This window comes from Zooshikella ganghwensis DSM 15267 (assembly GCF_000428585.1).
In the GTDB taxonomy this organism is placed as follows: Bacteria; Pseudomonadota; Gammaproteobacteria; order Pseudomonadales; family Zooshikellaceae; genus Zooshikella; species Zooshikella ganghwensis.
In genome coordinates, this window is the sequence record NZ_AUAF01000057.1 from 1 (window position 1) to 22,506 (window position 22,506).

Consider the following 22,506-nt stretch of genomic DNA (forward strand, 5'->3'; position numbering starts at 1 on the left):
TCCTGCCGTCTATTGGCGGTTGGACGCTGTCTGATCCCTTTTACTACTTAGCAAAAGACACACAAAAACGTGCAACGTTTGTTAAATCTGCCATTGAGTTTTTAAAACAGTATCCATTCTTTGATGGTTTGGACATTGACTGGGAATTTCCTGGCGTACCTGGTGCCAACCCCAAACTGGGTTCACCTGAAGACAAAGCTGCCTTTACCGCCTTAATGCGTGATTTACGACAAGCGTTGGATGCGTTAAGCCAAGAGACGGGCAAAAAATACCAGCTCACCGCGGCAACCAGTGCTGGTCCTAAAAAAATCGATAACATTAATTACGCTGAAGTCAGTGGTTATGTCGATTACATTTTTGCCATGACCTATGACTTCTATGGTGCTTGGGACAGTACCCTTGGTCATCATTCAGGGTTATATGCCGCTCCTCACGAAAAAGTACCTGAATTTAATGCCCATGATGCCGTACAAAACCTCACCCAGGCGGGCTTACCAGGCAATAAACTGGTTCTGGGCGCCGCGATGTATGGTCGAGGCTGGACAGGTATTAAAGGTGGCCAGGACAATAATCCCTGGGAAGGCACTAACGGTAAGCCCATAAAAGGCTCCTGGCAACCTGGCGTTATTGACTACAAGCATATCGTCTCTAAGTACTTAGGTGGTACCAATGGTCAAGGCACCAGTGGCTTTAAGTATTTTTATGATGATACGGCACAAGCCCCCTATTTATGGAATGCCAGTAAAGGCGAACTGATTACTTACGACAACCCTCGTTCAGTGAAAGCCAAAGCCCAATATGTCACGGCCAATAGCTTAGCAGGGGTATTTTCGTGGGAAATAGATGCTGATAATGGTGATATTCTTAAAGCCATTCATGAAGGGCTAGGCAATAAGCCAGGTGATAATCCCAAACCACCCGAGCCGCCTACGCCACCCGATGACGGTGACAAACCTAAGCCCCCCACACCACCGGGTGATGGCGATGATGATATTCCACCTCCACCCCCTCCACCAGGAGACCCAGGTGATGGTGATATTCCTCCACCCCCACCGCCAGGCGATGATACTCCCGGCGACGACGGTGATAAGCCTGTACCACCGGCTAATAGCTGGCAAGCGGATCAAGTCTACACCAAAGGTGATCGGGTAACGTATCAAAGCAAAACCTATGAAGCTAAATGGTGGACCCGCGGCGATGAGCCCGGCAAAGATCAATGGGGTCCTTGGGAACGTTTAAATGATACTCCTGATGACCCAGATGACGGCGATGATGGTAAAGAGCCTCCAATCCCCCCCGGTGATGGCGATGATGATGGCGATAACCCCAATCCTCCCACGCCAGGGGATGGTAGTCAGTATAAAGTTATTGGCTATTACATGTTAGGGCCAGATGAAATCAACAAATACCCAAGTGTAGATTTTCCGATTAGTAATATTTCCCCGGAAAAGGCCCGCATGCTGACACACATCAACTTTGCCTTTATTGGTATCAACCAACAAGGTCAATGTGATTTGTTAGAGGGAACGGACCAAAATAAAGCATCAGAAGTATTTAAACAGTTAAATACTTTAAAACAGTACAACCCTAAATTAAAGCTGATGTTTTCGGTGGGTGGTTGGGCATTTTCGAACGATGCAAGCCCTACGGCGAATCGTTTTCGTGATGCCGCCGCATCAGATTCAGCACGCAAAACCATGGCCAGCTCATGTATCAAGCTGATGAAACAACATCAATTTGATGGCATCGATTTGGACTGGGAGTATCCACGTAAGTCAGATGCTAATAACTTTGTTTCATTACTTAAGGAGTTTAGGCAGCAAATTAATGCTCAAGAGCAAAAAGATTCTGCCGACTATCACCTGACTATAGCAGGAGCTGGAGGCGCATTCTTCTTATCCCGTTACTACGCCATATTAGACCAGGTTGTAGCACCCTTAGATTTTCTGAATTTAATGACCTATGACTTCAATGGTCCCTGGCAAGGGGTAACAAAAACTAACTTCCATGCGCACCTTTACGGCAGTAAGGATGAGCCGAAATATTATAATACGTTACGTGAAGTGCAGTTTAATCCGCCAAAAACATGGGAAGAAATAAAAAAGCTATTTCCTAGTCCCTTTGCCCTAACCGCTGACGCGGCCGTTAAACAGCACCTTATCATGAATATCCCTCGTGAAAAGATCGTGATGGGTGTACCTTTCTATGGCCGAGCGTTTAAAGAAGTTGGCAAGGCTAATAATGGGCTTTATCAGTCTTTTAATACACCTGGTGGTGATCCCTACCAAGGCGATCCAACCTGGCTCGTCGGCTGTGATAAGTGTGTGGAACGAAAAGAACCGCGTATTGCCACTTATGCTGATATTAAAAAGATGCTGGCAGGAGACTATGGTTATGAGCGTTTCTACCACCCAGAAGCAAAAGCACCTTGGCTGTACAATGCCAAACATGACTTGTTTGTGACTTACGATGATGCTGAATCGTTAACCGTCAAAACTCAGTACATAAAGCAGGAAAAACTGGGTGGTGTCATGTTTTGGCACTTAGGCCAGGATGACCAGCAAGGTACATTGCTACGTAGCTTACATAATGGCTTAAATGCGGGCACTTCTCCCGGAGACGGTGATACGCCTAAACCACCTCAACCCCCTACCCCACCAGATGGCGATAAACCAGGAGATGGTGATATTCCAACACCACCTAAACCACCAGGTGATGATGGGGACAACCCAAAGCCACCAACCCCTCCTGGCGATGGAGATAAACCACAACCACCCAAACCACCTCTTCCCCCAGGCGATGGTGACAAACCCGGTGATGGAAAGCCTCTGGCAGGTAATGTGTTTGTGGGTTATTGGGAAAACTGGAACAGCAATAAGTATGTGCCAATGAGTCAGGTGAATGAGAAATACAATGTGCTCATTGTCGCCTTTCCCAGCATCAACAGTGATGGCTCGGTAGTGTTAGGTGATAAACCCACACCTGCAGATATCAAAGCAGCACAGGCCAAGGGCAAAAAAGTCTTACTTTCTATTGGTGGCCAAAATGCACTGTTGCATCTAGACAACCAACAGCAGGAAGACAACTTTGTAAACTCATTAATCAGTATTTTTGACCGCTACGGCTTTAACGGTATTGATATCGATACCGAACATGGTCTGCTGGCTTCAGGAAGCCCAGATAAACCAACGGGTAGCGTGTTAAGAATGATTAATGCCTTAAAGCGTTTGAAAAAACACTATGGGGCATCCTTTTTAATGACCTTTGCACCAGAAACAGCCAATGTGGTTGGCGGGCTTTCTGCCTGGGGCAATGCCTTTGGTAATTATCTACCCATTTTCAATGCCTTGAAAAACGACATTAGCTGGGTACATATGCAATACTACAACTCTGGTTCTATGTTAGGGCTAGATAAAAAACCGTACCGCCAAGGCACCCAAGACTTCTTAGTTGCACTGACTGAAGCCGTCATTAAAGGTTTCGAAATTGGCGGTACAGGTGTCGACTATACCGGCCTTAAGCCTAGTCAGGTGGTCATTGGTTTACCGTCAACCCAAAGTGCTGCCCCTGCAGGTGGCTACACAGCCCCTGCGACCGTTAAAGCGGCTATTCGCTGCTTGCGTACCGGTCAGTCTTGTGGCAGCTATAAGCCCCAGCAAACCTACCCAGGTTTTCGCGGGTTAATGACCTGGGATGTTAACTGGGATTCCACCAATAATTATAACTTTGTAAATACACTACATAGCTGTGCTGTTAATAATCAGTGTCAGTAATATTGCGTTTATTTTAACTTTAATTGCCCGGCTGCTGCCGGGTTTTTTATTCGAACAGAAAAAAATGCAATGCTATATTATTAATTAACAAGAAAAAGCGTGGGCTTTTAAAAGGACTTAACTCATGCCATTGCAACCGAGAGTGCTCCATTCCTACCGCAACTACTTCCTTGATAGCACCCGCTGGGAACTGTTCTCCCCTAAAGATGATGATATTATCATTTGCTCATCCTACAAATCTGGCAGTATCTGGCTGCAATATATTATTAAAAATCTTATCAATTACCATCAAAATCAAAACTTAAAAAGTCCATTATTCCTATCCTGGATTGACTATCAAGGTAATGCTATAGACCAGTTAAAAAATTATTTAACCAAAAAAGAACGTCGTGTACTAAAGTCTCATCTACCCCTTGATGGCATACCCTATTATCCTCAGGTGAAGTATATTGTGCTAGCGAGAGACCCAAGAGATGTATGCATGTCGCTTTGGGACTATTACTCAAACCTTAGCCCAAGTTTTTTAAAATCAATTAATGAATCCATACCTTCAACTTATCAACCTCTGCCCTCCCCTCCTGGCAGTTTGAGTCAGTTTTGGCAACAATGGCTGACCAAAGGCAGCTTTCCATGGCAACATGAAGGCTATCCTTTTTGGGGAAATTTATACCATACGCAAAGCTGGTGGAGCTATCGCCATCTAGAGAATATATACTTTGTCCACTACAACGACTTATTAGCTAACCTAGCAAATGAAATAAAGCTACTTGCTCGCTTTCTTGAAGCTGGTACCCAAAAAGTTGCTCATGTTGCCCAACGCTGTACATTCAGTGTCATGAAGAAAAATGCCCAATTCATAGTGCCTGAAGCTGAGCATATTTTCACAAAAGGTGCTGATAGTTTAATTAATAAAGGCCGAAATGGCCGCTGGTTAGGCCGTTTAACTGAGGATGACTTGGCATTAGTAGAAATAGCAAAAGTAGCTAATTTAAATCAAGAATGTAGTCTGTGGCTTGAGAAAGGCCGTGCCTCACTGACTACTCAGCAACATCACAAACCTCGGGAACCTACCAGCTAACGTTTTTAGTTGTTCATTTTAATAGAGAGTCCTCAAGCGAATCGACCACTATATGAATCGCAAGCCATACTGTTTCCGTGGTACGTGACGTCCAGTCTACTCGGTGTTTGACATGGGCGGGAATATATAGGTAGTCCCCGACAGCCAGAGTGTAGGGCTCACTCTCACCTTGAAATACCACCCTTGCTTCACCTTGCAGAAGCAGTACCCATTCATCGTTATTTTGATCGTACCAGGCGCCTTTAGGTGTTGTATGTCCTTTAGATATAATCCGTTCGATAGTCACCCCTGGCTTTTCCAGTATCACTTCAAATAGCTCCTGAGGAATATCTTGAGGAATTGCCTGAAAAATATTGCCTGTCGCCACCTTGCTTACCCTCCTTAGCAATGCTCCAATATAAAAAATTGTATTACTGCTAGCCCCTTAACATAATTGCCAGCCTTATTAGCATCAAAATGTGATTATAACCAAGCAGCCCTTCCCTATAAACTTCTTATAATAGTCCTAATGCAGATACATCTTTAGCAAGTAAGATTGAGTGAATAGAGTTTAGTAAGTGGGAATACACCCTTTGAAAACACCAATATGATTTCAGTTTAGTTAATATAGATTTGTATGAACCAAACTTTACGCCACGTTTTTTATATCGATGTTCTTCGCTGTTTAGCGGCTCTTGCTGTGATTGCAATTCATGTTTTAGGGCCATTACGTGAGCTGTACAACGTCATTCCGTTACATCAGTGGCTTGCGGCAGTGGAAATCAATGCCCTTATGCGCTGGGCTGTACCCATTTTTATCATGATCAGTGGCGCTTTACTGCTTCAGGAGCAACAACCTTTTAACCTACAACACTACTTAACTCGTCGTGTTGTCAAGGTTGTCATACCTTTTCTAGCCTGGTCTGTGATTTATGCCTTAATAGCAGGTTATTCTGGACAGAATGGTTCCTTTACCCAATTTATCACTATTATCGAAAACGCTAATAATGAACCCACTTGGTATCATTTGTGGTTTTTTTATGACTTTATACCTTTATACTTCATTATCCCATTACTTGCGTTAATGATTCATAAACTAGGACACGAACGTATTAAGCTATTAATTACCGGCTGGCTATTACTAACCCTGGTCAACTGGCTTAATATCGAAACGCCTCTTCGGGTCAATATCGTCCTTTATTCAGGTTATTTAATCTTTGGCTGGTATCTTGCCAATCATACTCCAATCCATACACGCTGGCTTATCGTTGGTGGGCTATTAGCTGCAGCAACAAATCTAGTTGGAAGCTGGTATTGGTCAATGTTAAAAGATGGTTATAGTTCATTCTTTATGGGCTATAAAACACTCAACACAGTACTCATAGCAGGGATGATATTTACACTATGTAAGCAGTATAGTGAACAGATCCCCCTATACCTAAAACCAGTCATTGCTCATTTAGCCCGTTATAGCTTAGGTATTTACTTATTGCATCCAATTATTTTAATTCCCATTAGAGATTTAAATAACGGTGTTTATGACTGGTTTGGTCACAATATAGTAGCGATTCCCTTCATAACATGTATTGTGTTTATTCTTTCTTACGGTACCACACGTTTGTTATCCTCCTGGAACCTTACTCGCTGGCTTGTACCTTAATACCTTAATAAATAAAAGGACACTAAATAATGTAACGCTATATTGACTCAAAAGGAATTGAAGCTAGATTATCATAAGATAATTGTTGGTTTTCCATTCGCTCTTTATTACGCTTGATAAATGCTTTAACTGTTTCACCTAGTTTAATACCATAAGCATCACACGGGAGCTCTCTTGCTATCGAATAAGGTTGACTGGATGAATCTAAATCAATTTTTTTCAAGTCAACAAGTCGCAACCTCTGCGCTTGTTTTTTTTCATCAAGCAATAATAGAACAAAGGGCTTCAAACGTGTAGATGGCTCGCTATAGGCAATGACCCCCACTTCACCATTAGACATTTCAACTAATGCCCCTGGCGGATAAACACCAATACATTGAATGAACTCATCGACAAGCTCTGAATCAAAATGGGTTCCTTTTTCTTTATTGATTATATGTAATGCCATGATGGATGATTGGCTCGATTTATAACAGCGAGTACTTGTTACAGCATCGTAAGTATCTGTTATTGAGATAATTTTGGCATAAAATGGAATCTGGTGACTACGTAAACCTCGAGGATAACCCTTACCATTGAGTCTTTCATGATGAGCATACGCAACATCAATTGCTACAGCTTCCTCTATTCCGGCACTCATCAATAGCTTTTTTCCCAAGGTAGTGTGAGACTGCATCACTCGTAACTCTTCCAGACTAAAATTACCTGGCTTATTGAGAATATGATCTGGGATTTTGGCTTTACCCACATCATGTAATAAACCACACAAAGCTATTCTCTCAATTTCATGTTTAGGAAACCCTAAATGTTTAGCAAATGCTGCAGATAAAATACAGACATTCATACTGTGCTCTGCTGTATAGTCATCTTTATTTTTAATATGTGATAACCACTTTAGTGCATCATCATTTCTTAATATACTTTCAACACATTCGTTTACAACATATTTTGCTTCTTTAATATTAATTGCTCGCCCAATACGAACACTTTCCATAATATCCTGAGCGGTACTGCGAATATGTTGAAACTGCCTTTCTGCATATCGTAGCTCAGACTTAAAAGATACTTTATTGATATACTGAACACGTTGTTGAGGAATGCCAGTTAGTACATTTCTTTGAGATACTATCTTCGCTTCAATATATACATATTGACAACACTGAGATAGCAACTCAATCTCATCATTCGTACTAATGATAAATCCTTGTAATAAAAAAGGAGTATCAACCCACGGCCTATCTAATCGGACAACATGCATGCCAATTTCCAGCTGATCAACTGAAACTTTTTTCTCTAAGTGTTCCAACATGTTAAGTAATGGTTAACACCCTAATCATATGTAAAGTAGTCACTATGGATAATCATCACTTGTATTATAGTTACAGGAGGTAAGAACAACTCAACAAAGTTTAGTTTATTTATAACTATGACTTTTTCCTTGCAAAAAGATTCTAGATATTTTTCTGCTGTATCTTTATCAAAAAAAAACATAAAACGCATTTCAAGTCCATCGCCTGACTAAACTAATGCCCTTTTGCAACAAAAAATTCGCATAATACAATCACATTTAAAGACATATCTGTTATGGATAAATATACCATTCACGAATCATTTTCAGGGTTTATTGTCAGCGCTCTTGACCACTAAGGATGGTGGGAATGCAGTTTATGCATAATGACATGGATGTCATGTTCCGGGGGCTTCATCGCTTGACGGCCGCCCCTAAAAACCCTTCGTTTTGGGTATATTATACCAACACAATACATAAATTAATTCTTTATATTTTACAATCCATTACACGCTATTTTTACACAAAGTTTAGCTCTTTAAATATATAGAGCAACTATCTATAACTTAATAGGAATTTATAATTTACCCATAAAAAAACCACTCCATGCCTGCCACAAAAACAAAGCACAAAAATAATATACTAATCGATTCACATACATTGCACTTATGATTTATAATCACACAATACATTAAATCAATATTTTTATCCGCCGACAATACGCCACTCTAAAAGCAATTCGTAAAGGGGATAAATCATAACAAGGAGGTTATGCTAATGGCTATTGGCAAATTAAAAGAGCGTGTTTCTACACATTCAAAATTCACCTCAACTATAGATAATGTGGATGTTTATATTTCTAAAAATGGTTGTTCTTTTCGGAGCGGTGAAAAAAATATAGATTTTTCAGTATTACCTTCTTCTTTACCCTATCAGCCATTAAATGTTATACAACTTAAACCTGAACAAACCCATTTGCTACCCCAAAACCACTCTTTTGCAATACACTGCCTTACAGGAGATATTAAAATTCATGGTACAAATACGTGTATCACATTAACTGAAGGAGAATTCGTTATATGGGAATGCCCCCCAATCAAAGCAAGTGTTATACAATCATCTCGGCAGGCTCAACATTATGTCGCAATTACTGACCTACATACAGCCCCTCAATTACCAGCAAGCAACAATGAAGCTTTCAAGCTAATAAATGTTCATTCTTTCAATTACGCTCAGCGACCTAACGGCATTATTCTTAAATCCTTATTAATGGGTACCTGCTATGAGCAAACCACTGGATATGAGTATGTTGAGATGCCCCCTAATCAGCTCATCACACCACATGTTCATCCCAACTCAGATGCTATTGTCATTGTCACCCAAGGCAGTGGGCGGTTTATTGCAGGTAATGGATCAGTTCAAGTTAAAAGATGGTCACATGGCATTATTCCCAGAGGGAAATTACATGGTGTGATTGCTGATGCATATGGGATGACATTTATTTCAGTACAAATACCTCCCATAGGCGAAGATGGTTATATTTTCTTTCCAGATTTTGTAATACCAGCAGAAACAGTTGAACTTGAATGATATAAACTCAATAAATTACAGTGGGGAGTATTATTAATCCCCACACCGCTTTTTACTCATAGCACTGATCGCTTGAGCTTTCTCTTAAGTATTTTGCGGCAACCCATCCCGTAATACCTTGATAACGAATTTTACACCAGCGTGGACGCTGCTTACGTAAAGCATCCTTTTCACTTTCAGATAGTGTAGTGGCTTCCTGAAAGGTCATGCCTCCTGTACACTCAATATTGGGTAAACACTGCTCATTAGGTGGAATGGAGCCCAACTTGTTTGACTGCCAACTAGGTTGCTGACGTATATTCAAGCGATCATTTGCAGCAACACTATGTACCTCCCAAAAATCTGGACCATCCGCTTCGGCCCATACATTTAATACACAACAGAATAAACTTATTACCAGTAATACTTGCTTTAACATTAACCACTCTTTTTTCATACCAATTACTTAACCAACCTATAAGATGTCCTTAATTAAGGTATCCTTAAGATTTAATACAACCTAGGACGGCTAGCTTACAATAAAATGAAAACACCTGTACTTTACAGCCTCACAGTATGACAAATTATTTAAGCTTGCTTTTTTTTACAGTTAAAACGCTTTAACCGGTTCGTGCTGGTAAACAACAGGAGGAATCGGACACTCTAGAATCACAGCAATCACTCGCATCAGTTGTATTTCACTTAAAATAACCGATTGATCAAATGCAATACAGTCAGAACATGTTTCAATGAGGGACTCCTTGTCATCTAGTTTAAGCTGAGTACATTGCTGTAATGCCTTATACAAACGGCCAAAAGAAAGTGTTGAGGGTATTTCTCCCTGCAAAGACAACTGTTGCATTGCCGCGGCAAAGCACGTCAATTGCTGTGGTTTAGGCATTTGTGAAATCTGACAAATGGCAGCAATAATGATTTGGATATCTTCTGCAACCATAGCTAAATCAACTGACTTTTTTAAGCTGCCTGCTCGATAGGTTTCAGACCACTTATTATCATAGTGTTTAACCATGGCGAGCAGTGCCCATTCAAACAAACATAATTTACCATCCGCTTTGGCTAAGGCAAATAAACAGTTATTCAGTTGTGTGCGCTGCATAAGTGACTTTAACTTTAATACAGGCTTTGCTATTTCTAATAACGCCAGCAGATCCTGAGAGGAAAAACTAACCAAGTATGTGGCCATCTGCTGGACGGCGACTGCTGTGGTATTATCACTGTAGGCTTTTGTAATTATTGCTAACTGTTTAATTTGCTCATCTTCATCTTGGTCAAACAACAGTGCCATCATCACCAGATGTACTTGCAAAGGATCATGAATAGCTGTGATTACAGGCATAGGCAGTGATTTCAGTAATGTTTTTGCATAAGCTAAGTGGTCCTGTTTTATCACACCAACCTGCATTACCATCTGTTTAAATTGTGCTTTATATTTAAAAGGTAAGGTTGGCTGCTGCTTTGAAACCGCCAGCATGACAGTATCATTGACTGCAAGAACGGATTCGGAAGGCGATGTTTCCGTTTCAGGTTGGTCAGTCATCGTTTTTAATGGGCTTAAGAAAGTGCCATCCCACTTAGGCTCTAACTTCCGAATTCGATCTTCAAGTGGTGGATGTGAAGCAAACGTTTCAGTAGCAAATCGAGATGTACAGCGTCCAAACGTCATATGCGTAACTTCTGAGGCTCGTTGAGCGTTAAGCAACGTTCCTACCTGACTACCTCCAATTCGTTTCAGTGCGTTTGAGATGCCATCAGGGTTACGGGTATATTGCAGTGCAGAAGCATCGGCAAGATATTCTCGTGTTCGACAAATGGATGATTTAATCCAGCTCGCCGCTAACATACCCATAAAACCTAATAACAGCAGCCCACCGCCTAACAGCCAGGAACGGTTTCTATCATCCCTGGCATACAACAAATGTTCGCCAAACTCAGAAATCATGGTAATACCAAAAACAACCCCTATCAGTCGAATATTTAGACGCATATCCCCATGAATAATATGACTAAATTCATGAGCTATCACCCCTTCTAGCTCATCCCGCGTTAAGTTGTGTATACACCCCTTGGTGACACCAATAATCGCATCATCTAATTCATAACCGGCTGCAAAAGCATTTATACCACGTTCATTCTCGAGTAAATAAACATCAGGTACGCCACATCCAGAAGCAATAGCCATTTCTTCAACAACATTTAACAAACGTTTCTCGTAAAAATCCTCAGTATTTGCAGTAACCAGACGCCCCCCCAAAGACTCTGCCACAGTAAAACCACCCGCTGACAATTTATGTAATTTAGTCATACTCCCCACAGTAATCACCGCAGCAACCACAACCAAGCAAAGCAGATAAAACTCCCAAGAAAAAAACCATGGCATCCCTCCTTGAACATGCATTAGCTGAGTGTCTGCAGCAAACCAAAATACAAAGAAAATCAGAAAATAAATGCCAGTGGACAATAAAATAATGGTAATACACATTAACAGCAACAAACGCTGTGTTTTACGCTTAGCATCACGCTGCCACTGAAAAAAATTCACGAATACTAACTCACTTATTAGTAGCTAAGACGTTATAGCTAAAAAGAAACTTTAGGTGCTTGTTGAATCGCGGCTGAATCCTCGAATTCTAAAAGTCCAGCATCTTGGCTGTGACCAAACATATTAGCAAAGAAAACAGGCGGGAATGACTGTCGAAAGTTATTATAATCTGTTACAGCATCGTTATAAAATTGCCTTGCTCGAGATACTTTATTTTCAGTACTGGTCAACTCTTCAGCAAATTGCATCATATTTTGATTCGCTTTTAAGTCTGGGTAATTTTCTACCACCACATTAAACTGCCCCATGGCACTGGTCAGTGTTTGCTCTGCTTCACTAAACTTGCGCACCTGATCAGGGGTTAAGTGTTGCGCTAAATCTTTCAGCATATTTGCCGCCGCATTTCTTGCTTCAATCACTTTGGTCAAGGTCTGCTGTTCATGTTGCATATACCCTTTAGCCGTTTCAATCAGATTAGGGATCAAGTCATAACGTCGTTTAAGCTGGACCTCTATTTGTGCAAAAGCATTCTTATAAGTATTTCGTTTACTCACCAAGTTGTTATAAATACTAATCACATAAACAACACCACCAATGAGGACCACAAGTATTATTATTGTTGAAATATCCACGCCTAACCCCTTACTGTTTACCTGCAAAACTGTTATTAGCCTTAACTATAGCCAATAGCATAGGTTGTGTAAGCTATCGTGAACTGAGCACAAGAACTAACAGGTAGTGAGCGATAGCTGTTTAACAAGCAAACAATTGTCCAAAAACTATCACATAGTTGAAAAGACGTTCCATGGACTCTGACCAAGTAGTATAATCTCTCCACAAAATTATAAGTGAACCATTAGGAACATCACAAAATCGGGATACAAACTATGAAAAAAACCCTAACGGGCGTCTTTTGCCTGTATTTATCAACCTTTAGTTTACCTGCATGGAGCCAGGCTAACACCTTAGAAATCCTAGACCTTACTCGACATTGGGTAGGTATCACCGCACTCATTATTTTCGGCATTGCTTATATAGTTGTTATGCTTGAAGAAAAAATTCATATGCGAAAATCAAAGCCGGTTTTACTCGCTGCGGGGTTAATATGGATTTTAATTGCTATCACTTACAATCAAGAGGGCAATTCTCATTTAGTCGAGGAGGGAATAAAACATAATTTTCTGGAATATACTGAACTTTTTTTCTTTTTATTAGTGGCGATGACTTATATAAACTCCATGCTAGAGCGAGGGGTATTTGATGCTTTAAGAAGCTGGCTTGTCAAAAAAGGTTATACCTACCGTACACTTTTTTGGCTGACGGGTTGGCTAGCGTTTATTATTTCGCCTATTGCAGATAACCTTACCACCGCATTGATCATGTGCGCTGTGGTTCTCGCTGTTGGTAAAGATCAACCCAAATTCATTGCACTTAGCTGCATAAACATTGTTGTTGGTGCAAATGCCGGTGGCGCCTTTAGTCCCTTTGGTGATATCACTACGTTACTGGTCTGGCAAAAAGGTGTTGTTGATTTTGCTGAGTTTTTTCATTTATTTGTTCCGTCAGTCGTTAACTATATAATTCCTGCTACATTAATGCACTTCGCCCTACCTCAAGGTAAGCCAACCAAACAGGATGGTGAAAAACTTGTGACTATTAAATTTGGCGGTTTGACTATCGTAGGTTTATTTTTATTAACGGTGATAACCGCTATTTGCTTCCATAACTTTCTCAATATTCCTCCTGTTTTTGGCATGATGATGGGTCTTGCTTATCTTAAGTTTTTTGGTTTTTATTTGCGTAGGAAAGGCCACTCCCAAAAAGATCACACAGATGTACCTGGAGGACACCATACTGGTGAGTTCGATATTTTTGATAAAATTGCGCAATCCGAATGGGATACATTATTCTTTTTCTACGGTGTTATTTTATCAGTTGGCGGGTTAGGTTTTATAGGTTATTTAGAACTTGCATCAACCGTAATCTACGGCGAACTCGGGGCAACTACCGCAAATACACTCGTTGGCATATTATCCGCCATTGTTGATAATATTCCTGTCATGTTTGCAGTATTAAGCATGAACCCAGATATGCCTCATGTGCAGTGGTTGTTAGTCACCCTAACCGCAGGTGTAGGGGGTAGCTTATTATCCATCGGTTCTGCTGCTGGTGTGGCTCTTATGGGTCAAGCACGAGGCCAATACACATTTTTTAGTCATTTAAAGTGGACACCCGCCATTGCCCTAGGTTATGCGGCCAGTATTTGGGTTCATTTATTAATTAATGGTTAACCCATTTTGCCGCAAGGAAGCGGCAAACAAACCTCAGGTGAAGGGTATACAAAGCTTACCCTTAACTAGAGTGATTCTTTTATTGGCTTTCGTACAAGCTTTTTTAGCTGCATAAGTTCTTTTTGATAAAAAGATGTTCCTTTTTCATAATCAGGGTTGTACTGCAATGTAACAAAACTGTCAGTAACCCGTTGAGTCCAAATACTGTAATGCGGAGTTTGTTGTTGTAGTCGCTGTAAATATGACATTGGTGCTTCGCCAGTTAAGCGTTGGCAGCCTTGTTTTTTCCCCCACTGACAAAACCTTAAGTAAAGTCGCGTTGCAGGGTCATATTTAATGGGTTGACGACGTAAAATAATCCAGAGGCCCAAAATCAAAATGATTACGGCAAGCCCCCCACCTAATGCCAAAGCAAGTTTATACCAAGAAAAGCCACCAAATAATTGATTAAAAAAATCCATTTGCTGATCTTGGTTATAATTAAGGACAAAACGCTGCCACCGATATTCCAGCATATCCCACTCAAGACGTAGGCGGTTAATCCAGCCAATATGTTTAAACCGTATTGGTGAAAGCGGCGTATCTTCTAAAAAACTTCCTTCTTCAGCTAGAGCTGCTTCAAGGCCATCTTGAATCCGTTGGGGAGCAACAGAAGCAGTGGGGTCTACACGTATCCATCCCCGGCCATCATGCCAAACTTCAACCCAAGCATGAGCATCAAACTGCCTGACCTGCACATAATTATTGGCTGTATTTCGTTCACCACCTTGATAACCCGCAATAACACGCGCCGGAATGCCTGCCAACCGCATTAAATAGACAAACGTACTGGCATAATGTGCGCAAAAACCTCGTCGACTCGTAAATAAAAATTCATCAACGGAATTAAAACCTAAAGTAGGCGGTTTCAATGTATAGTAAAAAGGCTGACGATTAAAATATTGTAAAATACGGTCGATATACTGCTGCGGTTTTTGCTGTACATCATCCCATAACTGTTGTGCAAATACCCGCGTTTTAGGGTTACCAAATGCAGGTAATTGTACATTTTGTCGTCGCAGCCAGTGGGGTAACTCCACGTCAACCAGTGACTCTGGATAAGAGCGAACTTCATATTGCTGACGTAACCGAACTGGCTCACGGGCAATTAACGTAAAGTCACGTGTTACACCTATATCAACATTCCTGATTTGTGGCACTGCCAATGCGTAAAGCCAGTTTTGCTGTGTAGGTTCTAAAATAACGGTGTAATGGAGTGCCTGCCCTTGTTTTTTTACTGCATTAGGCCAACGCTGAAACTGATCTCCCCAGGTAATCAGTGGGTTGCCTGACAGTTTTAAATCTTGTGCCGTTCGGCTCGCTAATGCGAGTTCCCGACTCGCTTGTCGCCACGTGCGTCCCATCAATTCAGATAGCACAACACCACGCCAATAAAGTTGGTCCTGGGGTGGTATAGATCCCGAAAAGGTTGCTCTAAAAGCAAGCGCATCGGATTTACTTAACTCTGCAATATCACCTGGTGTCATCTGATCACTGACACCACTTCGGGCTTTTTGGCTAGGTAACTCTACCGACCAAATAGGTCCCAGGCGAGGGATAAAAATAAATAACAGCACCATTAATGGCACTGCCTGTAACATCATCACAGAGCCTTTGCGTAAGGTTTTTTTGAGTTGCAGTGTTACCTGTTGCTGATGTAAGCCAACCAGTGCTGAGGTGACCACTATCAGCGTGAAAAATGTGTAGGCAGCGGAAGGAATGGCTTGTGAGTACAACAATTGGGTGACAATCACAAAATAACTTAAAAACACGACAAGATAAGCATCGCGCTGGTTTTTCATCTCCAACAATTTAAGTAAAAAAGTACAGAGTAATAAAACGACGCCCGCCTCTAAACCAACAATCGTACCATAGTTAAAAAAGGTACCTGCCACCACAGCAATGACCAACAACGCTTTCAGCCAGCGAGCTGGATAAGACCAGCGTCCATGGAAAATCATAATTCGCCAGCCACCACACGCAATAGCTAAAATCCCTACCCAATAAGGTATCCTTAATAAATGTGGTAATAACACCAGTGCCTGGGTGGTGAGCAGCCATATTAAGCTCGTACGTGGTATTGAAGCGACAGCAATAGCATGCTTACGCGGGTGGACTTTAGAGGACTGGCTTGAGGACTTGGATTTTCGTCTAAACATTCACTTGCCCCTTCCTGGGATAGTACTTGATTGACTCACACCAAATAAGGCAAGCGCTGTTAAACAACGGGTTAAATGCTGAGGACCACGAGCAGGTTCAAGGGTAACGTTTGGAATTCTTAGGCCATAATCCTGATGATGTTGTTCACACTGCAGACACCAGTGACACAAAAAACTTAACCGCTCCTCCGTTGAGGCTCCGGTAAACTGCTCCCAGTCCAGCCACAAACGCATATCAGTGTAAGCACTAAATTGTTTAGTGAGTAAATCTTCAGACTTCCAAAAGTGCTTCCAGGCAATGTGACGAAGCCCATCACCGGGCTGGTAAGATCTTAGTCCAGTAAAGTCTTCAACCCCCTCTTTGGCTAATGTATCCCCTTCACTGGAAGCAATATGACATGCAGGTAGTGGACAGGCGACCGGTTTTGGATAAATCAGAGCCTGGCTTTCCAGGTCAAGCCACGTCCAGGCTCTGAGCAGGCCTAATGGGTAATAGGTTTCAATACATAGTCGCCCAGGTCTAAAATAACCACGCTGTGAGGCTAATAAAAAAACGGTTATGGATTGCTTTTCATGTGGATTTAGTGAAACGGTCGATACCTGATAAGGCTGCCAAAATAACCTAATGGACTCATGGGGTTTACCCACAACATCCTGCAACTGTAGGGTAAATCCAACATCATCTCCAACATGGGCTTTAGAAGCATATAATGCAGTTACTTCTAAACCCGCTAAATTTGCATAGGTATGTAAAATACATACTAAAAATAAACTGGCTAAAAAAAAAGCGACCATAAAACTCATGCTGTTCTCATAATTCACCGCAGCAAAAAAAACAGCCAGTCCAATTAAAATAAAAAAATACCCTGTTCGAGTTGGTAAAATAAAAATACGTTTTTGATTCAAAAAAATGGATGAACTAGGAGGAATCCGCTGATCCAACCAGCGGCCAAAGTAAGCTTTAATCATGGTTCGCATCACACAACGACATCCACTGCGGTCAGTAATCGCTGGCTTAATGCAGCACCAGTTGTACCCAAATGATCATTAGGCTCACGCAAACGATGCTGAGTGACGGAGGGTAATACCGCTTGTATATCTTCTGGTAACACATGTTTTCGACCATTCATGAGTCCCCAGGCTTGAGCAGCACGCAGAAGTGCCAAGCCTGCTCGCGGCGATAAACCATAGGCAAAGTCTTCTTGTTTACGAGTATATGCCAGTATCCTTTGCAAATAATCCAAGACCGCTGTAGCAGGTTTTACCCCCATGACCTGCAGTTGAAATGCCTTTAGCTCTTCCTGAGTCAATACCGGCTGAATCGTCTCCAGTTTAACGCGACCTGAAAGCCCTAATAATACCTGACGCTCTGCTTCTGGATCTGGATAACCCAAAGATATACGCATTAGAAATCGATCAAGTTGTGACTCAGGTAAAGGAAACGTGCCTGCCTGGGAAAAGGGGTTTTGTGTAGCTATGACAAAAAACGGCTCAGGTAACAGTCTAGTTTCACCTTCTATAGACACTTGACGCTCTTCCATCGCCTCCAGCAATGCACTTTGGCTTTTAGGGGTAGCTCGGTTGATTTCATCAGCCAATACAATATGGGAAAAAATAGGTCCCGGATGAAAGGTAAATTGTTGAGTTTCTTTGGTGTAGATTGAAACCCCTAAAATATCTGCTGGCAACAAGTCACTGGTAAACTGAACCCGGTTGTAGGTCAACCCGAGCACGCGAGCCAAGGCATGGGCTAACGTTGTCTTGCCCATACCAGGCAAATCTTCAATCAATAAGTGCCCCTGGCTAAGTAAGCAACACAGTGCCAGCTTAATTTCCTGCTGCTTGCCTGCCAAAGCATATTGTACAGATGATACACAGGTATCCAGTTTTTGCTGCATTAGACTCCCTTATCTTAATACTGGCTTTGGACTCTCTTAATGTTAATCACCAATAATCGCTTTTCTTAGAGTAGTGAATGCCCCATAAGTTTGCGAGCATCAAACGCTATCCTCTTTGCCCAGCCAAATTCCTCACTTATTAGCTTGCTCCACCTAGCAAATAAGACTTATTGCTCAACAAAAACAAGAAATACTTAGCGCTTTAGTTATTTTGCCAACTATTTTTTTAAGTTACACTGATTTTTTTCATGAACATAACCTCTAATAAAGGTGATTAATTAATTCTTATACCCAAAGATTGGAATACATTAGCTTTATAGATTTGGTTTAAACCATCTTTTTAAAGCTCTGCACCAAGGACTATGCACCAAATGTAAAGCACAATGGGTATACCTTATTCGTCCTATCGCAATACTGCTTTTGATGTACATAGACAGGACGCGAGGAGGTTAAAATATGAGCCACATTAAACAACTATGTATAAGTGCCACCATAGCTAGCGCCCTTTTGTCGTCAGCATCTCAAGCACTGGAAATAAGTATTCGTTCAGGAAACGTTTCATTTTCAAGTGGATATCACCATCCACCCAGGGTGGTAGAGGTACACCATCGCCACTATCGTCAACACCGCCACCATCGGCGCTGTGGACACTGGCGCCCCAAACATCATCGAAGACATCGTCATTTTAGAAAACACCACTACTACGATACCGGCTACTATAATGAGCCTCGTTACTCACAACACGTCAACTTTAATGTCAATTATCCCCCTCCTCGGCCGTTACGCATTGAGCCTCAATGGCATCCTCATCAGTCTTACCGACAAGGCCAAAGCGTTTACTATCGAGGAGTCACCTATCAAGCAAAGTGGTGGACACAGGGAGAGGAACCCGGATCAGACCGGTGGGGACCTTGGCGACCCATTTACTAACAACATGTTAGAAAACGATTAACAAGGAAATAAGAACTAACCAATCAAGCAGTGATTGCAGCAGATTAAAAAAGCATTAGTATCCTCTAATGCTTTTTTAATTGTTTAGTTTTTTTCTTGCGCTTTTTCTTCGCTTTAGATGCTAAAGGAAAACAGTCTTCGAAGCGCTGACGAATCGCTTTTACTTTGGTTTCCTTACGGGCATGAACATGTGGGTCTTTAGCTGTAGAGAACGTGATTACATTGTCTTTTGGCATTAATTTGCCCTCCGTCAGCAGTATTTACCACCACTTTACTCTCAAATGTCAATAGGTCCTATCGTCAACGGTTATAGTAAGCCACTTTCAGCTATGGGTCTACTCATGCTTATTACTTATATATCAACCTGTCTTATTTTATTAGTTATTGCTATCAACCTAATGTTAAGCAGGCGCTGTCAGCAGTGTCGTTTCAGCCTTTCCACCACAATATTCTGAGAGTAGGTTTACCAAAGCCTCAAGGCAAGGCTGGAGAGATGCTTCCTGTAATGACTCAACCACGAGAATAGCGTCAGTAGTGGAAGGGGTCAGCTTAGTTCTATCAGCTTCCTTCCAATTCCAACGCCGACATACAGCACCAACATCATCACTGTAAATGACCTCACCAGGTTTGGGCGCTTTTGCTTCGGCCTCACCCAGTAGTTGAATAGATGCCTCATTTTCAGTGGCAAACCGCAGCCATAAATCACCTTTAATTTTTGCTATATCTTCCCCTCCCACAGGCACACGATATTGCAGCGAAATAATATTATAGATATCCACTAAAGGATTAATCGCTCGAGGATATTGCTCACGCTTTATTCGCTGTAAAAGATTCTCCAAACTACAGGGATAACGTTTTGGCTTTGCACCAAACAAACGATATGCCTCACGCCATACGGCGACTTCAGGTAGCTCACTGAGTGTTACCTCTTGCACTTGCCTTGCTACAGATTGCTGAACATTCTGTAAATAGTTAGCCGTTGCGGCTGACGCTTGTTCATTATTGATACCAGACACTTTAACAAAGCCTAGCTGCAACTTAGGCCACTGTTGCCAAATTTCTTGGGCAACGTATAAATTGGTCATAACACTAAATACCCCGCAAACCAGAACATAATACAACCTGTTACAACATCTATGCCCCGCTGATATTTCGGCTGGTGGAGCTTCGTGGCAAGAAATGACGCCCCATATGTCAAGCCAAAAAACCAGACAAAAGAAGCCGCAACCGCGCCACTCGTGAAAGCCAGCCGCCCATCATCAGCATATTGCGCACCCAAACTGCCTAAAAAGACTAATGTATCCAAATAAACTTGTGGATTAACTAAGGTGATGATCAGTGTCGCTAAAATCACCTTAACCACAGAACTGGAAGTATTTTTTTCACTTAGACCAGCACTCTCATACTGATTACGCCATGCTTTTAGCAAAGCAAACCCGGCATAACAAAGTAAAAAAGCAGCACCAACATATTTGGCTAGTAATATGATTCCTGTATGTTGACTTAATAAGCTACCAACCCCTGCTACTCCAACTGAGATCAAAATGGCATCACACAAGCTACACACAAGCGCGACAGAGAAAGGGTAATGTCGCTTTAGAGCGTGGTTAAGCACAAACGTATTTTGCGCACCAATTGGAATTATCATTCCTAGCCCAATTGCAAAACCCTGACTAAATGGAAACCACATTATCTACCTCAACACCAATGCTTGATAACAATAGCAACAGTAGCAATATGACCTATATAAGTGAAATTAATTAATTTAAATAATCATTAGTAATTCTTATAATGGGGTAAAGATACTCACTTATATGTGGTGTGGAGATCCTCTTTATGAAGCTCGATTATAAGCTAATAGAAGCCTTAGCCTGGGTTGCCAAGCTTGCAAGCTTTGAGAAAGCCGCTCAGAAACTGTTTATCACTCAATCTGCGGTATCTCAGCGCATAAAACAATTAGAAGAACGTATCGGAGAACCTCTATTAATAAGAGCTACTCCTCCGCAACTGACAGCACGAGGCCAACGCCTAATCTGTCACCTTCAACAGGTCCAGCTGCTTGAACAAGAGTTATTGACTGAACTTGATATTTTTGAAGGTGAAAACCCCTTTCTACCAATTAATATCTCAATCAACGCTGACAGTCTTGCTACATGGTTTTTGCCATGTATTGAGTCATTATTAGCGTCACACCGCATCCTGCTTTCTATTCAAGTCGAAGATGAACTAAGAGCACTGCAACTACTTAAGCGTGGCGATGTCGCAGGTTGTATTAGTTGCCAACCTACACCATTACCTGGGTGCAAAACTCATTATTTAGGTGATATCCATTATTACTGTGTAGCCAGCCCTCAATTTATTGCTCGCTATTTTAAAGACGGTTTTACTCTTGCTAATACCCAAAAAGCCCCTGCAATTATTTTTAACCAGTTTGACACGCTGCACGAGGACTTTCTTATCCAGTTTTTTGGTGAACCACAAGTAAACTATCCCACACACCTAATTCCCTCTTCAGATGCGTTTCTTGCAGTAGTAGAAAATAGTATTGCGTATGCACTGATACCCCATATGCAAGTGAGCTCTGCTATTGAAACAGGTAGACTAATTAATCTCACCCCCCAACACTATGAAACTCGCTCACTATACTGGCACACATGGCACACTCCTTCACAGGCTATTAAACTGCTGACAAAATCATTAAAAAAACAAGCGCATCTTTTTCTTATTAATAAAAAATAGCGAGTGTTCTAATCATATCGCATAGAAAAACGACACTATTATTTTTAGCCATAAACTATATTCTTTGAATTTACGCTTAATGTTTGTTATAAACATCTCGCTGTACGCAATGTACTAAAGACCAAAATATTAATCATTTAAACAAGGATTGTTTTATGTTAAAAGCTATTGGGGCACTTTTATTGACAGCCATTAGTTCACATGCCTTAGCCAACAATATGTCCAACTCAGAGCAAGCCGCAGATGCTTTGATGAATGCAGCAAATGAACTACGCAAAGCTTATTATTTTAATACAGACAAAGTAACAGGTGTCTGCACTCAATTATTTTTAGAAAATGGCTTATCCATTGGTGAGGTTTTATGCTCTAAAGACAGCGATAAAAACCTTGTTAAACTACTGGAAGATGCCGCTAGTCGTGTTGGAAGTATGAACCAATAAAGAGGTCATTATGCCCACAGTGAAGGGTAAATTATACTTTTATCAGAAAATACGTTATTAGCCAGAAAGTTTTTTCGCTATA

The 22,506-nt window shown here is 41.4% G+C and carries 19 protein-coding genes; 8 read left to right on the forward strand and 11 right to left on the reverse strand.

What is annotated here, in order from left to right; translation table 11 throughout:
* Both F607_RS35900 and F607_RS29690 read left to right on the forward strand, forming a co-directional pair.
* Positions 1 to 3,773 (forward strand): glycosyl hydrolase family 18 protein (locus F607_RS35900; protein WP_051311467.1); only part of this gene is annotated, 3,773 nt, incomplete at its 5' end.
* 124 nt (positions 3,774 to 3,897) lie between these two features.
* Positions 3,898 to 4,851: a sulfotransferase domain-containing protein gene (locus F607_RS29690; RefSeq protein ID WP_051311468.1), complete on the forward strand. Its 954-nt coding sequence runs from the start codon at positions 3,898 to 3,900 to the stop codon at positions 4,849 to 4,851.
* A 13-nt stretch (positions 4,852 to 4,864) separates the two neighbouring features.
* Here F607_RS29690 and F607_RS0113445 read toward each other — a convergent pair whose 3' ends face one another.
* Positions 4,865 to 5,218: a cupin domain-containing protein gene (locus tag F607_RS0113445; protein WP_038291317.1), complete on the reverse strand. Its 354-nt coding sequence runs from the start codon at positions 5,216 to 5,218 to the stop codon at positions 4,865 to 4,867.
* A 249-nt stretch (positions 5,219 to 5,467) separates the two neighbouring features.
* Here F607_RS0113445 and F607_RS0113450 point away from each other — a divergent pair, with 249 nt between their 5' ends.
* Complete coding sequence (locus F607_RS0113450; RefSeq protein ID WP_027708499.1) at positions 5,468 to 6,490, forward strand: acyltransferase; 1,023 nt, start codon at positions 5,468 to 5,470, stop codon at positions 6,488 to 6,490.
* 37 nt (positions 6,491 to 6,527) lie between these two features.
* On the opposite strand, the gene F607_RS29695 is transcribed toward F607_RS0113450, so the two are convergent.
* Entirely contained in the window at positions 6,528 to 7,799 is a 1,272-nt protein-coding gene (locus F607_RS29695; RefSeq protein ID WP_051311469.1) for an HD-GYP domain-containing protein, read from the reverse strand.
* A gap of 756 nt (positions 7,800 to 8,555) precedes the next feature.
* Between F607_RS29695 and F607_RS0113465 the strand changes: the two genes are divergently transcribed.
* Positions 8,556 to 9,368 carry a cupin domain-containing protein gene (locus F607_RS0113465; RefSeq protein ID WP_027708500.1) on the forward strand — a complete coding sequence of 271 codons (813 nt, stop codon included), beginning with the start codon at positions 8,556 to 8,558 and terminating at the stop codon, positions 9,366 to 9,368.
* A 52-nt stretch (positions 9,369 to 9,420) separates the two neighbouring features.
* Here F607_RS0113465 and F607_RS29705 read toward each other — a convergent pair whose 3' ends face one another.
* From F607_RS29705 to F607_RS0113480, 3 genes are all read right to left on the reverse strand, one after another.
* Positions 9,421 to 9,786, reverse strand: coding sequence for an SH3 domain-containing protein (locus tag F607_RS29705; RefSeq protein WP_157365471.1), 366 nt, complete (start codon positions 9,784 to 9,786; stop codon positions 9,421 to 9,423).
* A 171-nt stretch (positions 9,787 to 9,957) separates the two neighbouring features.
* Positions 9,958 to 11,907, reverse strand: a complete 1,950-nt coding sequence (locus F607_RS0113475) for a M48 family metalloprotease (RefSeq protein WP_027708501.1) — start codon at positions 11,905 to 11,907, stop codon at positions 9,958 to 9,960.
* A 38-nt stretch (positions 11,908 to 11,945) separates the two neighbouring features.
* Positions 11,946 to 12,539 carry a LemA family protein gene (locus tag F607_RS0113480; protein WP_027708502.1) on the reverse strand — a complete coding sequence of 198 codons (594 nt, stop codon included), beginning with the start codon at positions 12,537 to 12,539 and terminating at the stop codon, positions 11,946 to 11,948.
* Between the two features lie 255 nt (positions 12,540 to 12,794).
* Here F607_RS0113480 and nhaD point away from each other — a divergent pair, with 255 nt between their 5' ends.
* Entirely contained in the window at positions 12,795 to 14,198 is a 1,404-nt protein-coding gene (gene nhaD / locus F607_RS0113485) for a sodium:proton antiporter NhaD (RefSeq protein ID WP_027708503.1), read from the forward strand.
* A 65-nt stretch (positions 14,199 to 14,263) separates the two neighbouring features.
* Here nhaD and F607_RS0113490 read toward each other — a convergent pair whose 3' ends face one another.
* Genes F607_RS0113490 through F607_RS0113500 form a run of 3 tightly spaced genes read right to left on the reverse strand, consistent with a single transcriptional unit; the run spans position 14,264 to position 18,294 of the window.
* A complete protein-coding gene (locus tag F607_RS0113490) occupies positions 14,264 to 16,396 on the reverse strand; it encodes a transglutaminase TgpA family protein (protein WP_051311471.1) in 2,133 nt (710 codons plus the stop codon).
* Positions 16,397 to 17,377 (reverse strand): DUF58 domain-containing protein, encoded by a 981-nt coding sequence (locus F607_RS0113495; RefSeq protein ID WP_157365472.1) that lies wholly within the window; start codon positions 17,375 to 17,377, stop codon positions 16,397 to 16,399.
* Positions 17,374 to 18,294, reverse strand: a complete 921-nt coding sequence (locus tag F607_RS0113500; protein ID WP_027708506.1) for an AAA family ATPase — start codon at positions 18,292 to 18,294, stop codon at positions 17,374 to 17,376. Before F607_RS0113500 ends, F607_RS0113495 begins: the two co-directional genes overlap by 4 nt.
* 456 nt (positions 18,295 to 18,750) lie before the next feature.
* Here F607_RS0113500 and F607_RS35145 point away from each other — a divergent pair, with 456 nt between their 5' ends.
* Positions 18,751 to 19,224: a carbohydrate-binding protein gene (locus F607_RS35145; protein ID WP_027708507.1), complete on the forward strand. Its 474-nt coding sequence runs from the start codon at positions 18,751 to 18,753 to the stop codon at positions 19,222 to 19,224.
* 86 nt (positions 19,225 to 19,310) lie between these two features.
* On the opposite strand, the gene F607_RS34105 is transcribed toward F607_RS35145, so the two are convergent.
* From F607_RS34105 to F607_RS0113520, 3 genes are all read right to left on the reverse strand, one after another.
* On the reverse strand, positions 19,311 to 19,481 hold the full coding sequence (locus F607_RS34105) for a hypothetical protein (RefSeq protein WP_157365473.1): 171 nt from the start codon (positions 19,479 to 19,481) through the stop codon (positions 19,311 to 19,313).
* A 165-nt stretch (positions 19,482 to 19,646) separates the two neighbouring features.
* Positions 19,647 to 20,330 (reverse strand): B3/B4 domain-containing protein, encoded by a 684-nt coding sequence (locus F607_RS0113515; protein WP_027708508.1) that lies wholly within the window; start codon positions 20,328 to 20,330, stop codon positions 19,647 to 19,649.
* Complete coding sequence (locus F607_RS0113520; protein WP_027708509.1) at positions 20,327 to 20,935, reverse strand: LysE/ArgO family amino acid transporter; 609 nt, start codon at positions 20,933 to 20,935, stop codon at positions 20,327 to 20,329. The genes F607_RS0113515 and F607_RS0113520 overlap by 4 nt, the downstream gene beginning before the upstream one ends.
* A gap of 146 nt (positions 20,936 to 21,081) precedes the next feature.
* Here F607_RS0113520 and F607_RS0113525 point away from each other — a divergent pair, with 146 nt between their 5' ends.
* Together F607_RS0113525 and F607_RS0113530 are read left to right on the forward strand one after the other, a co-directional pair.
* Positions 21,082 to 21,984, forward strand: coding sequence for a LysR family transcriptional regulator ArgP (locus F607_RS0113525; RefSeq protein ID WP_027708510.1), 903 nt, complete (start codon positions 21,082 to 21,084; stop codon positions 21,982 to 21,984).
* A gap of 155 nt (positions 21,985 to 22,139) precedes the next feature.
* Positions 22,140 to 22,424, forward strand: coding sequence for a hypothetical protein (locus tag F607_RS0113530; protein ID WP_027708511.1), 285 nt, complete (start codon positions 22,140 to 22,142; stop codon positions 22,422 to 22,424).
* The last annotated feature ends 82 nt before the right edge of the window (positions 22,425 to 22,506 follow it).

Excerpts from the sequence above, each read along its gene's own strand:
- F607_RS29690 (WP_051311468.1), top strand. The coding sequence starts at position 3,898 with ATGCCATTGCAACCGAGAGTGCTCCATTCCTACCGCAACTACTTCCTT.
- F607_RS0113450 (WP_027708499.1), top strand. The coding sequence starts at position 5,468 with ATGAACCAAACTTTACGCCACGTTTTTTATATCGATGTTCTTCGCTGT.
- F607_RS29695 (WP_051311469.1), bottom strand. The coding sequence starts at position 7,799 with ATGTTGGAACACTTAGAGAAAAAAGTTTCAGTTGATCAGCTGGAAATT.
- F607_RS0113465 (WP_027708500.1), top strand. The coding sequence starts at position 8,556 with ATGGCTATTGGCAAATTAAAAGAGCGTGTTTCTACACATTCAAAATTC.
- F607_RS29705 (WP_157365471.1), bottom strand. The coding sequence starts at position 9,786 with ATGTTAAAGCAAGTATTACTGGTAATAAGTTTATTCTGTTGTGTATTA.
- nhaD (WP_027708503.1), top strand. The coding sequence starts at position 12,795 with ATGAAAAAAACCCTAACGGGCGTCTTTTGCCTGTATTTATCAACCTTT.
- F607_RS0113490 (WP_051311471.1), bottom strand. The coding sequence starts at position 16,396 with ATGTTTAGACGAAAATCCAAGTCCTCAAGCCAGTCCTCTAAAGTCCAC.
- F607_RS0113500 (WP_027708506.1), bottom strand. The coding sequence starts at position 18,294 with ATGCAGCAAAAACTGGATACCTGTGTATCATCTGTACAATATGCTTTG.
- F607_RS35145 (WP_027708507.1), top strand. The coding sequence starts at position 18,751 with ATGAGCCACATTAAACAACTATGTATAAGTGCCACCATAGCTAGCGCC.
- F607_RS34105 (WP_157365473.1), bottom strand. The coding sequence starts at position 19,481 with ATGCCAAAAGACAATGTAATCACGTTCTCTACAGCTAAAGACCCACAT.
- F607_RS0113515 (WP_027708508.1), bottom strand. The coding sequence starts at position 20,330 with ATGACCAATTTATACGTTGCCCAAGAAATTTGGCAACAGTGGCCTAAG.
- F607_RS0113520 (WP_027708509.1), bottom strand. The coding sequence starts at position 20,935 with ATGTGGTTTCCATTTAGTCAGGGTTTTGCAATTGGGCTAGGAATGATA.
- F607_RS0113525 (WP_027708510.1), top strand. The coding sequence starts at position 21,082 with ATGAAGCTCGATTATAAGCTAATAGAAGCCTTAGCCTGGGTTGCCAAG.
- F607_RS0113530 (WP_027708511.1), top strand. The coding sequence starts at position 22,140 with ATGTTAAAAGCTATTGGGGCACTTTTATTGACAGCCATTAGTTCACAT.